This window comes from Paraburkholderia sp. CNPSo 3272 (assembly GCF_024206495.1).
Taxonomy (GTDB): Bacteria; Pseudomonadota; Gammaproteobacteria; order Burkholderiales; family Burkholderiaceae; genus Paraburkholderia.
In genome coordinates this window covers 126243-138345 of record NZ_JAMBPQ010000003.1, presented here as the reverse complement: position 1 = coordinate 138345, position 12103 = coordinate 126243, and the positions used below count along the sequence as shown (strand labels likewise).

Here is a 12103-nt window from a genome sequence, read left to right as displayed (position 1 = left end):
GCACCGCCATTCAGACAGCCCGCGAGCGTGAGAGCGCGGCGAGTGCGAGCGTGACGACGAGCGCGAACACATAGAGCCCGCCCGCCCCCAGAAGACGCATGAACAGCGAAGCGACGGTGGGTCCGGCCGCGCCGCCGAGCGAGAAGACGAGCAGCAGCGTCGCGCTGGTCTGCACGCGCCGCGCCTGATCGACTCGGTCGTTCACGTCGGAGACGATCACGCCGTAGAGCGTGAAGGTGAGCGCGACATAGAGAAAAAGGATCGCATCGACGAGAACCGGTGCGCGCAGGATCGCAAGCGCCGCGGCCGCGCACGCGGAGACGAGCGAGATCAGGCCGAGCGTAGTGCGCCGTCCGAGGCGGTCGGAGAGCCGCCCCACGGGCCATTGCGAAAGCAGCGCGCCGATCAGCACGACGCCCATGGCGCGCGAAATCCCGCTAGCCGGATAACCGATGCGCGCGAGATACACCGGCGTGAGCGCATAGAACGCGCTGGAGAGCAGCCCCGCGCCGATGCATGCCGGCACGCTGCGCGGCGCGACGCGGTGCAGTTCGCGCAGGCCGTCGAGCAGCAGCGTGGGGCGCTTCGGCGTGGCGAGCGCGGAAGCCGGCGCCGTGGCCGCAGGCGCGGGCGGCGCGGCTCCGGCCGACTGCCACTCGCCGATCAACGCCACCGGGATGAGCGCGGTCACGAACAAGCCGTTCACGAGCGCATGCTCGAAGATGCCGCCGGGCGCGCCCACACCGAGCAGGAATTGGCCGGCGCTCACGCCGAGATACGTGAGCACGAGATAAAACGCGAACGCGCGCCCGCGCCGTTCGTTCGGCACGGCGCTGTTTACGCCGCTTTCTATCGAGGTGAACACGCCGACCATGCTGAAACCGGTGATGAGCCGCAGCACGGCCCAAATGTCAGGGGAATCGAAGGAGAGATAGCCGAGCGCCGCGAGCGCGGCGAGCGCGCCAAAGCCGATGAAGGCGCGCTGCGGCCCGATGCGCCCGACGATCGGGCCGAGTCCCAGCGCGCCGACGATAAAGCCGACGTAATAGCACGATTGCACGAGGCCGACGTCGAGCGCGGTGCGCTCGCCTTGCAGCATGCGCAGCGAGATCAGCGTCGTGAGGAGGCTGTTCCCGCAAACGAGGATCGTATAGCCGCCCAGCAGGCCGAAGAGCGCCCGCATGTACGGCGGCTTAGTGCGTCGTCCCGGCGCGGCGCTCGACGAAGCGCCGCACGTAGTCGTCGGCGGGGCGGTGCAGGATGTCGTCGGGCGTGCCGCACTGGATGAGCCGGCCGTCGCGCAGGATCGCGATCTGATTGCCGATGCGCAGCGCCTCGTCGAGGTCGTGCGTGATGAACACGATGGTCTTCTTGAGCGTGGCCTGGAGTTCGAGCAGCTGGTCCTGCATCTCGGTGCGGATGAGCGGGTCGAGCGCGGAGAACGCTTCGTCCATCAGCAGCACGTCGGTGTTCGCGGCCAGCGCGCGGGCGAGGCCCACGCGCTGGCGCATGCCGCCCGAAAGCTCGTCGGGATAGTGGTCCGCATAACCCGCGAGGCCCACTTTGCCGAGCCATTCGCGCGCGCTCGCGTGCGCCGCCGCTTTCTTTTCGCCGCGCGTGGCCAGCGCATAGGCAGCATTGTTGAGCACCGTCTGGTGAGGCAGGAGTCCGAAGCTCTGGAACACCATGCTCACGCCGTAGCGGCGCAGATCGCGCAGCCCGTTGTCGGAGAGCTTGAGCACGTCCTTGCCGTCGATGAGGATCTCGCCTACGGTCGGCTCGATGAGCCGGTTGAAGTGGCGCACCAGCGTGGACTTGCCCGATCCCGACAGGCCCATGATCACGAAGATCTGGCCCGAGCCGATCGACAGGCTCACGTCGTTCAGGCCTACGTTGCAGCGCGTCTTCTCGAGCACCTCGGCCTTGCCGGCGCCGCCGCGCAGCAGTTCGAGCGCGCGTTGGCTGCTTCCGCGTGCCGAAGATCTTGTAGACGTTCTTGACTTCGATGCCGCTCATGATCGTTACCTCATTCCATGCTCATTGCGTATGCTGGATGCGCCGGCCGGGTCTCCACCATTGTGCCGGCGCTTTTGCGTTCCCGTTCGTTACTTGGCCGGTTGGCTCGTCAGGTCGCTGCTGCCGGCCGCGTCGGCGCTTGTGCTTTCCTGTTCGCGAACACGGCGAAACGGAATGCGCGAGGGCTGCTTCGATTTGCGCGCGAGGCCGCGTGTGCGCCGCCCCTGGCCGTAGCCCTGGCTGATGCGGTCGATCACGATCGCGAGAATCACGATGGCGACGCCCGCTTGCGTGCCCTTGCCCACGTCGAGCGTCTGAATGCCTGCGAGCACGTCTTCGCCAAGACCGCGCGAGCCGATCATCGAGGCGATCACGACCATCGAAAGCGCCATCATCGTGGTCTGGTTGATACCGGCCATGATGCTCGGCCGCGCGAGCGGCAACTGCACGCCAAACAGCAGTTGCATGCGCGTGGTGCCGAACGCGCGCGCGGCTTCGACGATTTCCGCATCCACGTGGCGGATGCCGAGGTCGGTCAGACGAATGAGCGGCGGCAGCGCATAGACGACCGTGGCGAGAATGGCGGGCACCTTGCCGAGGCCGAACAGCATGAGCACCGGAATCAGGTACACGAAGCTCGGCAGCGTCTGCATGATGTCGAGCACCGGCAGCAGCACGCGGCGCAGCCCGCTGCTCGAAGCCGCGAGAATGCCGAGCGGCACGCCGAGCACGACCGAAATGAGCGTGGCGACGACCATCAGCGCGAAGGTCTGCATGAGCTTGTCCCACAGCCCGAAGCAGCCGATCAGCCAGAGCAGCACGACGAACAGCAGCGCCACGCGGATGCGCCGCGAGGCATGCCAGCCGAGCAGGCCCACGGCGGCGAGCACGACGACGGGCGGCGTGGCCCGCAGCAGGCTTTCGAGCGGCACGAGCAGGTCGCGCAGCATGAGCACGCTGAAGTTGTGGAACGCGTCGCCGTAGCGCTGCACGAACGCGGCGACCTGATCGTTGACCCAGTCGGCGATCGAGAGGTGAAGAAAGGGAGATCCCATGGTGAGCCTCATTCTGCGTGTGTCATGTGATGCGTACCGTCGTGCGGACAGTGCCGTTGCTTATGTGTGCAGGCCGGCCTGTACGCGCGCCGCGACTTCCGGCGTGACCCATCGCTTCCAGATTTCCGGATGCTGCTCGAAGAACGTGTGCGCGACCGTGGAGGCGTCGAGCTTCTTGTCGTGCATCTGCTGGACCAGTTGTTCGTCGAGCGTGAGCGGCAAGCTCACCTTGCCGAAGAACGCGACGGCGTCGGGCTCGGCGTCATAGAACGGCGTGGCGACCGCGACCTTCAGATGCGAGACCTTGAACGCGGAGGCGCACGGCGCGCCCTTCGGATCGGCGACGGTGTCCCAGCAGGCGTCGGAGTACGGCGCGCCCTCGAGCTGCACGAAGTGGTACTTCGCCATCAGGCCGGCGGGCTGCCAGTAGTAGAACAGAATGGGCTTGCCGCGCTCGTAGGCCGAGGCGATCGCCGCGTCGAGCGCGCCGCCGGTGCCGGGGCGGAAGTTCGTGTAGTCGTCGCCGAGCTTGTAGGCCGTGAGCAGGCGGTTGTTGAAACGCTCGCAATCCCAGCCGGCGGGGCAGTTGTAGAAGCGGCCTTTACCCGGTTCTTCGTCGTCCGTGAAGAGGGATTTGTACTGCGGCAGTTGCGCGACGGAGCGAAGTTGCGGCGCCATGGGTTTGATGCCGCGCTTCGCGTCGCCGTTTATTACATAGTCGGGGACGTACCAGCCTTCCTTGTCGCCGCCGGGAATCAGTTCGCCCACGAGCTTCACGCTGCCGTCTTTCAAGCCGCGCGCGACGATGGGGCTGCGGCCCGTCCAGTGCTCGGCCCACACCTGCAGGTCGTTTTTCGTGAGCGCCGTTTCGGTGGCGGCCGTGGCGCCGGGCACGACTTCGGTCTTGCAGCCGTAACCCTTCTCTAGCACCGTGCGCACCATTTCGGTCATCAGCGCGCCGCTTTCCCAGGTGATTTGTGCGAGCTTCACCGTTTTGCCCGCCTGGCACCAGCCGGGGGCTGCAAAGCTGCTCGTGGCCGCGCAGGTCAGCGCGAGGGCGGCGGCAATACGCACGCCTGCCAGCGTGATACGTCTCATGTCGTCTCCAGTGATTGGAATTGTATGCGCGGGCCAGCGTGGGGCCGTCGCTTTTCGAATCAGTCCGACCAGAGTCTAGCCGTGGCATTTCGGGTTGCGAAGCAACGAATAGTCATCGATGCATTACCTGATCTCATGCCACTTTCATCACGCGAATGACGCACGCGAGAGCGATGACTGCGCGTCATGCCCCCATGAGATTTCATAGCTTTTGGGTGGTTGCGGCGTGTGCTGGAATGCGTCTGGCCAAATTCGAACTCATGTACACAGGAGACGGAGTCAAACATGAAAGACCTGCAAGTCTATATCGGCGAAGGTTTCGCTGGACCAGGCGTAAACGCTGCCCACATCAACGTCATGATCGGCCCGCGCAACGGCCCGGTGGGGCAGGCGTTTACGAACAGCCTGTCCTCGCCTTCGCAAGGGCACGTGCCGTTCATGGTGGTGGCGCAGCCCAACGTGCCGGTCAAGCCCGCCACGCTCTACGTGAACAAGGCCGACATTCGCGGCGACCTGCACGGCAACGCCACGTGGGGCGCCTCGCAGGCGGCCATCGCGAAGGCGGTGACGGAAGCGATGCTCGACGGCACGCTGCCGCCGCAAGCGGAGAACGAATGGTGCATCGTCACGGCGAACTGGGTGAACTGGTCGTGCGACGACCTCGACGCCGTGTACGAGAACAATTACATGGCCTGTAAAACGGCCATTCGCGCCGCGATCAACGGGCTGCCGTTGCTCGACGACATCGCGAAGATCAAGGATCAGATCAGCAATCCGTTCTATACGCCGAAGGCCAAGGCGGCCTGAGCCGCGCCCAATCGTTACAGGTGACTACGATGCAATACGTGCAACTTGGCCGCTCCGGCCTGAAGGTGTCGCGCCTGTGCCTCGGCACGATGAACATGGGCACGCCGGAATGGAAGCCCTGGATCTACAACGAAGAGCAGAGCGAGCCAATCGTGCGCCGCGCGCTCGAAGCGGGCGTGAACTTCATCGACCTCGCCGACTTTTATTCGACCGGCGTGGGCGAGGAAGTGGTGGGGCGCATCGTGCGGCGGCTTGCGAAGCGCGACGAACTCGTGCTCACGACCAAGGTCGGCTATCCGATCGGCAATGGCGCGAACAACCAGGGCCACTCGCGCAAGCACATCATGGAAGGCATCGACGGCTCGCTGCGCCGGCTGCAAACCGATTACGTCGATGTTTACATGCTGCACTACTTCGACGTGAATACGCCGGTGGAAGAAACCATGGACGCGCTCAACGACATCGTGCGCGCGGGCAAGGCGCGCTATATCGGCGTGTCGACGATGTTCACGTGGCAGTTCGCCAAGATTCTGCAGGCGTGCGAGCGCTATAACTTCGCACGACCGATCAATATGCAGCTGCAGCTGAACTGCGCGTATCGCGAGGAAGAGCGCGAGATGATTCCGTTCTGCCAGGATCAGGGCGTGGGCGTATCGGTGTTCAGCCCGCTCGCGCGCGGCCTCCTTTCCGGCGATGCGAAGTCGGTGCGCAATCAGACCGACTTCTTCACCGTGCAGATGTACGACGACGAAGCCTCGCGCGATATCGCGCGTTCGGTGGCCGAAGTCGCGGGGGCGCGCGGCGTGTCGTCCGCGCAGATCGCGCAGGCCTGGGTGCTGGGGCGCGCGGGCATCTCGTCGATGCTCGTGGGCGCGGACACCGTCGCGCAGTTCGAAAGCGCACTCGCCGCGCTCGACACGCAACTGAGCGGGGACGAGCTTTACGAACTCGAGCGCAACTACACGCCGTGCGACGTCATCAACGACTACGTGAGCGCGCGCATTCCGCGCGTGCCGCGCGCGGCGCGCCGCCTGGAGATAGCAGCATGATCGACGGAATCAAGGAAGCGCGCCTGTGGCGCACCTCGAGCTTCATCGACGGCGAATGGGTGGCGAGCGAAGCGACCTACCCGATCATCGACCCGGCCACCGGCGCGCCGCTCGCGCAAGTGGCCCGCGCCGGTGCGCGCGAGGCGCTGCAGGCCGTGGCGGCGGCCTCGCACGCATTCTCCGCATGGCGCGACGCCACGGCGGCGGAGCGCAGCGCGAAGGTGCGCCGCTGGGGCGAGCTGATGCACCTGCATCGCGAAGACCTCGCGCGCATCATGACGGCCGAGCAGGGGAAGCCGTACGCAGAATCGCTGGGCGAAGTGGCGTACGCGGCGAGCTTTCTCACGTGGTTCGCGGAGGAAGCGCGACGCGCCTACGGCGACGTGATCCCAGCGCCGAAGAAGGGCGCGCGCATTGTCGTGACGAAGGAGCCCGTGGGCGTGGTCGGTGCGATCACGCCGTGGAATTTCCCGCTCGCCATGGTCACCCGCAAGGCCGGCCCGGCGCTCGCAGCGGGTTGCACGATGGTGCTCAAGCCTTCGGAAGAGACGCCGCTTTCGGCGCTCGCGCTCGCCGAACTGGCGGTCGAGGCGGGCATTGCGCGCGGCGTGTTCAACGTCGTTTCGGGCGATGCTCCGGCGATCGGCGATACGCTCATGGCCTCGAAGGCCGTGCGCAAGATCTCGTTCACGGGTTCGACGCGCGTGGGCAAGCTGCTCATGCGCGCTGCCGCCGATACGGTGAAGAAGGTGTCGCTCGAACTGGGCGGCAACGCGCCCTTCATCGTGTTCGACGACGCCGATCTCGATGCCGCCGTGGAAGGCGCGATGGCCTCGAAATTCCGCAACACGGGGCAGACCTGCGTGTGCGTGAACCGCTTCTACGTACAGGCCGGCGTACACGACGCCTTCGTCGAGAAGCTGGTGGCGGCCGTGCGCGCGTTGCGCGTGTCGGGCGGCATGGAGCCGGGCGCCACGCAAGGGCCGCTCATCAACGGCGCGGCGTTACGCAAGGTCGAGGCGCATGTGAGCGATGCCCTCGAGAAGGGCGGCGCCCTTGCGTGCGGCGGCCACGCGCATGCGCTGGGCGGCACGTTTTACGAGCCCACGGTCATCACGGGCGCGCACGGCGGCATGATGCTCGCGCACGAGGAGACGTTCGGCCCCGTCGCCGCGGTGTTCCGCTTCGAGACCGAGGAAGAAGCGATCCAGGCGGCGAACGATACCGACTTCGGCCTGTCCGCCTACTTCTACGCACGCGACATTGGCCGCGTGTGGCGCGTGGCGGGCGCGCTGGAAAGTGGCATGGTCGGCATCAACGAGGGCATTATCTCGACGGAAGTCGCGCCTTTTGGCGGCGTGAAGGAGTCGGGGCTCGGTCGCGAAGGCTCGAAGTACGGGCTCGACGAGTACCTCGAAACGAAGTACCTGATGATGGGCGGGCTTGGCTGAATTTCCTTGCTGTTGCCACGCCTGCCACCTTGTGGCGAAAGCCGCCGCGCGAAAGTGCGGCGGCTTTTTTTGAGCCTTCACGTGAACGAGCGAAGGGGTTTGCGGCCTCAGTCTGCCGCGATGAAGCGCAATGTGCCTGCCAGGCGCGCCTGCCCGCCGGTGTCGTTCGGATGATTCACGCCGTCCATGACAGGGACCTCGGCGAAATCGAACGGGCCGACTCCGTCGAGGCAAGCCACGTTCACGCCATACAGGTTCGGGTTCGAGCGCCGTTGAAGATGGGTGGCGATGCCGCAGCGAGAACAGAAGAAGTGCTGCGCCGCGCCGGTGTTGAAGCGGTAGCTCGTTAGCATCTCCTCGCCCTGCAGGAATTCGATCCCACCCATTTCGGCCGCGACGATGACCGCGCCTCGCATGCGGCAGTAAGAGCAGTTGCAGCGGCGGATCGAGTTGAAGCCGTCGCTGAGCGTCGCCACGAAACGCACTGCGCCGCAATGGCACTGGCCTGCCCGTTGATTCGTATCGCCCACCATGTCGTCGGTTTCTCCTGTGCGGATAAAAGCGTTTTGCGCAATCATGCGACGTCACCCGGCCCACGCGTTGATGTCGAGAACCGCTGCGGCGAATATTGCTGGCGCCTCCTGCGGAAGGTTGTGGCCTGCATTCGGCACGATGCGGTTCTCATGGCGTCCGCTGAAACGCTTCGAACCGGTTTCTCGTGCGCCGGGCGGCTGAACGCCGTCGGCGTCTCCGTCGAGCGTGATCGTGGGCACGATGATCGCCGGCGTGGCGGCGAGGCGGCGCTCGATGTCGTCGAAGCGGGGATCGCCTTCGACCAGTCCGAAGCGGTGACGGTAAGAGTGGACCACCACGTCGACGAAATCGGGATTGTCGAACGACGCGGCCGTGCGCGCGTAGAGGTCGTCGTCGAAGCGCCAGGTCGGCGACCAGAGCGACCACAGGAGACGGCAGAACGCGCGCCGTTTTTCAGTCAACCCAGCGCGACCGCGCTCGCCATGCAGGTAGTACTGGTACCACATGCGGTGTTCCTTTTCGGGGTCGGCCGGCTGTGCGGCAGCGGCGATATCCTGGATGTTGTAGCCGTTGACCGATACCAGACCCCTGGCTCTCGACGGGTAGAGCGCCGCCACGATACATGCCGCCCGGCCGCCCCAGTCGTATCCGCCGAGGATGGCGCGCTCGATCCGCAGGGCATCGAGCAGCGCGAGCAGGTCCGCGCCGAGCGCCGCCTGCTGGCCCGAGCGCAGTGTCGTGGGCGAAAGAAAGCGCGTTGGGCCGTATCCACGCAGGTAGGGGACGATGACACGGGCGCCCTCTGATATGAGGCGTGGCGTCACCTCGTCGTACGCGCGGATGTCATAGGGAAAGCCGTGCAGCAAGACGACCGGCCACCCGTTCGCATCGCCCTGTTCGTCATAGGCGATGTCGAGCAGTTCGGTTTCGATATGGTTAAGCATGGGGCGCTCCTTCGAACTCAAGTTGCGTGCTCAGTTGCGTGATGCTGCACGGGTAGTAACGGGTAGTAAACGGCGTGCGTGAAATCATCTCAGAGCCCGAGACAAACCGCACCGGCCGCGACGACCACGCAGGCGAGCCAGCGCGTTCCACTCACTGCTTCCCGCAAAAACATCCGCCCGATCAGCACCGCGAACACCACGCTAGTCTCGCGCAACGCCGATATTGCGCCCATCGCGCCCGCCTGCAGCGCCCAGATCACGATGCCATACGCCCCGATCGACACGAGGCCGCCGGCCACCGATGAGCCGATCGACAGCGGCTCGGCGCGCACCGGCGTCCATAGCGCCGCGGAGCCGCGCCGCGCGACGAACAGCACCGGCATCGTCCAATACGACAGGAACATCCATGCGGTGTAGCTGAGCGGCTGACCGTCGGACAGGCGCACGCCGATGCCGTCGATCACGGTATAGAGCGCGATCGTTGCACCGGTCGTCAACGCGGCCAGCGCACCCGCGCGCGACACGTGACGCCCCTGCAGCGCGATCGCGATGATGCCTCCCGAAATCATCACGATCCCGAGACCGTGCAACGGGCCGATCGCTTCATGCGCGAACAGTGCCGCGCCGAGCGTGACGAGCAGCGGCGACGAGCCTCGTGCGATCGGGTACGCGAGCGCCAGGTCGTTGCGGCGATACGACCGCACGAGACTCACGTTGTAGAAGACATGCACGAGACCCGACGCGGCGATGTAGGGCCACGAAGCGCGAGCCGGCGAGGGGACGGACACGATGACGAGCGTGGCGACCAGCCCGATGGTGATGCTCATCCACGCCATGGAGAAAAACCGGTCGCGGTTGCCGTGGAGCATCGCGTTCCAGCTCGCGTGGAGCAGCGCGGCGAACAGCACGATACCGCCGGTATAACTGAGCATGAGGGTGCGGGCAAGGGTGCATGAATGGTCTATCAAGAAGGATATCTATCTTGTGATGCGGCAACAAACCAGATAGATTGCGTGATCACGTTAGATAAACTCTTTCGAATGAAGCCGGTGTTGCCCCCACTCAATGCCCTGCGAGCCTTCGAGGCCGCGGGGCGGCTCGGCAGTTTCAAGGACGCCGCCACGGAGCTGCACGTGACACCCGGTGCAGTGAGCCAGCAAATGCGCTTGCTCGAGGAGTGGCTTGGCGCGTCGCTCTTCGAGCGGCACAACCGTCGCGTGGAGCTGACGCCGGCCGCGAAGAGCTATCTGGCGGAAATCGGCCCGTTGTTCGAACAGCTCTCGCAGGCCACCGCCAGATACGGCGCGCCACAAACGGTTTCCCGAACTCTGTCCGTCAATGCGCCCGCGACATTCACGCTGCGCTGGCTGGTGCCGAGGCTGGCTAAATTCCGCGCCGGGCATCCCGGCATCGACGTCAAGGTGGAAACGTCGAACGAGCCGCTGGAGAGTCTGAAGGACGACTATGATCTCGTCATCCGGGGCGGCCCGGACACCTTCTACGGCTATTCGATGCTGCCGTTCTTGCCCGAGGAACGGCTTCCGGTCTGTAGTCCTACGCTTTTAAAGCGCATGCCGCTGCGCTCGCCTGGCGACTTGCGAGAGTACACGCTGTTGCACACCTCGAGTCTTCCGCGGCTTTGGCCCGACTGGCTGGCGAGCGCGCAGATTCCCGAGCTGAGGCCGGCCGCCGCGTTGACCTTCGACCACTTCTTTCTGACCTTGCAGGCCGCCATCGACGGAATCGGCATTGCGATGGGGCCCACCGCGCTGGTCGCCGACGACCTTGCCGCCGGCCGGCTCGTCGCACCGTTCGCGGGTCCACGTCTGCCGTCGCGCAGCTATTGCACTTACGTGGCGGACGAGAAGTCCGGCGATGAACGGGTCGCGTTGTTCCGTTCGTGGCTCGAACGCGAGGGAGCAGGTTCGTGAACGCGGATGCGCTGCGCAATGCAAGAGGAAGCCGGTCATCGCGTTGATCCCACGGCAGAATCGGCGTCGTAATAATGCGACGCCCGGCAGAATATTGCCGCCCACGCGCGACCGTACACGCGCTCCATTTCTCTTCCAACCCGGAAAGCGCGCATCGAAGCCGTTCGATCGTTGACGGATGCAATTGGGGGAGCGGGCGATGTGACCACAAACCTCTGGTCACGAACGGTGCGCCTACTCCATGACGGGATCGATATCAAGCTAATGATTCGGCCGCATTTTCTCCGACCTGCGCCGTTCCTTTCATTCTTATAATTTGCCGCGCGCTCGCGCGAATGGATGCGATGTCGCCGAAAAATGCGGCATGGCGTCGAGCGCCGTTTTCGGCGCGCGAGTGCTTAGTCGTGAATGGTGTAGTGCACCGGCCCGCTCGTGGGCCCACAACAAGACTGTGACAACAGGAGAAATTCCATGAAGGCTATTCAGGTATTCAAGCTGGCCGCAGCGACGGCTCTCGTGGCCGCGTCTTTGCATGCCTATGCACAGGGCGACGCGGCTAGCGGCGCGACTGCCGCTGCGGAGCAACAGGCCGCGCCGTCTAAGGCGCAATCGAAGCAGGCCAAGGCCGCTAATCGCGCGCTCAGCCGCAAGGTCCGCACCGCTCTCGCCAAGGACAAGAAGATCGACGTTGCCAGGATCACCGTGCGCGCGCGTGACGGCGCCATCGTCCTTCAAGGCTCGGTGCCGGAGCAGTCGCAGATCGAACACGCCACCGAAGTCGCCACGGGCGTGCAAGGCGTCACATCGGTCAAGAACGCGCTGACCCTGCGTCCGAACGAGTCCTGATCCTCGCTTAACCCGGCCTTGCGCCCGGCCGGGCGCATGCGCCAAAGCCTGAAGACAGTTCCGCGGGATCATCCTGCGGGCTTTATCTGCGGTCGAGACGGCCTCGGCAATCCATTGTCCGGTGCCGGTGCGCAGCACGCGGCACGAGTCTCGACTCGTGCGCGAAAGCCGCCAGAGCGGCGTTCGTCCGGTTCGTTTTCCTATTTCGATACCAGTCGAAATATCCAAGGGGAGGATGCCAGGAGGTCGCTCGTCGGGACGCGAGAATTTCCCGGCAGCCGCAGCGGGCCTGCGGATTGCTGACGCTCCGCTCGCAGGTCCCTTGAACTCTGGCGTCGAATCCTCCAGCGGGCAGCGGAGATAGCCGACGCC

At 65.2% G+C, this 12103-nt stretch carries 12 protein-coding genes; 5 read left to right on the top strand and 7 right to left on the bottom strand.

Annotation, left to right across the window (positions count from 1 at the left end; all coding sequences use genetic code 11):
• Nucleotides 1-10: 10 nt before the first annotated feature.
• The 4 genes from M3I53_RS05040 to M3I53_RS05025 all read right to left on the bottom strand — a co-directional run bounded on the left by M3I53_RS05040 (nt 11) and on the right by M3I53_RS05025 (nt 4169).
• Nucleotides 11-1183 carry an MFS transporter gene (locus M3I53_RS05040; RefSeq protein WP_254314868.1) on the bottom strand — a complete coding sequence of 391 codons (1173 nt, stop codon included), beginning with the start codon at nt 1181-1183 and terminating at the stop codon, nt 11-13.
• 10 nt (nt 1184-1193) lie between these two features.
• On the bottom strand, nt 1194-1916 hold the full coding sequence (locus tag M3I53_RS05035; RefSeq protein WP_254314866.1) for a betaine/proline/choline family ABC transporter ATP-binding protein: 723 nt from the start codon (nt 1914-1916) through the stop codon (nt 1194-1196).
• A gap of 189 nt (nt 1917-2105) precedes the next feature.
• Nucleotides 2106-3071, bottom strand: a complete 966-nt coding sequence (locus M3I53_RS05030; RefSeq protein ID WP_254314865.1) for a proline/glycine betaine ABC transporter permease — start codon at nt 3069-3071, stop codon at nt 2106-2108.
• A gap of 60 nt (nt 3072-3131) precedes the next feature.
• Entirely contained in the window at nt 3132-4169 is a 1038-nt protein-coding gene (locus M3I53_RS05025) for an ABC transporter substrate-binding protein (protein WP_254314864.1), read from the bottom strand.
• 285 nt (nt 4170-4454) lie between these two features.
• Between M3I53_RS05025 and fae the strand changes: the two genes are divergently transcribed.
• Genes fae through M3I53_RS05010 form a run of 3 tightly spaced genes read left to right on the top strand, consistent with a single transcriptional unit; the run spans nt 4455 to nt 7476 of the window.
• Complete coding sequence (gene fae, locus M3I53_RS05020; protein WP_254314863.1) at nt 4455-4976, top strand: formaldehyde-activating enzyme; 522 nt, start codon at nt 4455-4457, stop codon at nt 4974-4976.
• 29 nt (nt 4977-5005) lie between these two features.
• Nucleotides 5006-6025, top strand: a complete 1020-nt coding sequence (locus tag M3I53_RS05015; protein ID WP_254314862.1) for an aldo/keto reductase — start codon at nt 5006-5008, stop codon at nt 6023-6025.
• The gene (locus M3I53_RS05010; protein ID WP_254314860.1) at nt 6022-7476 is read left to right on the top strand and encodes an NAD-dependent succinate-semialdehyde dehydrogenase; all 1455 of its coding nucleotides are present in this window, start codon (nt 6022-6024) and stop codon (nt 7474-7476) included. Before M3I53_RS05015 ends, M3I53_RS05010 begins: the two co-directional genes overlap by 4 nt.
• 107 nt (nt 7477-7583) lie before the next feature.
• Here the strand turns inward: M3I53_RS05010 and M3I53_RS05005 are convergent, their stop codons facing one another.
• From M3I53_RS05005 to M3I53_RS04995, 3 genes are all read right to left on the bottom strand, one after another.
• Complete coding sequence (locus M3I53_RS05005) at nt 7584-8054, bottom strand: GFA family protein (RefSeq protein ID WP_254314858.1); 471 nt, start codon at nt 8052-8054, stop codon at nt 7584-7586.
• Between the two features lie 6 nt (nt 8055-8060).
• Nucleotides 8061-8954, bottom strand: coding sequence for an alpha/beta fold hydrolase (locus M3I53_RS05000; protein WP_254314857.1), 894 nt, complete (start codon nt 8952-8954; stop codon nt 8061-8063).
• 89 nt (nt 8955-9043) lie between these two features.
• Complete coding sequence (locus M3I53_RS04995; RefSeq protein ID WP_254314855.1) at nt 9044-9886, bottom strand: EamA family transporter; 843 nt, start codon at nt 9884-9886, stop codon at nt 9044-9046.
• Nucleotides 9887-9994: 108 nt separating this feature from the next.
• Here M3I53_RS04995 and gcvA point away from each other — a divergent pair, with 108 nt between their 5' ends.
• Together gcvA and M3I53_RS04985 are read left to right on the top strand one after the other, a co-directional pair.
• Nucleotides 9995-10885: a transcriptional regulator GcvA gene (gene gcvA / locus M3I53_RS04990; RefSeq protein ID WP_254315099.1), complete on the top strand. Its 891-nt coding sequence runs from the start codon at nt 9995-9997 to the stop codon at nt 10883-10885.
• 471 nt (nt 10886-11356) lie between these two features.
• Nucleotides 11357-11731 carry a BON domain-containing protein gene (locus tag M3I53_RS04985; protein ID WP_254314854.1) on the top strand — a complete coding sequence of 125 codons (375 nt, stop codon included), beginning with the start codon at nt 11357-11359 and terminating at the stop codon, nt 11729-11731.
• The last annotated feature ends 372 nt before the right edge of the window (nt 11732-12103 follow it).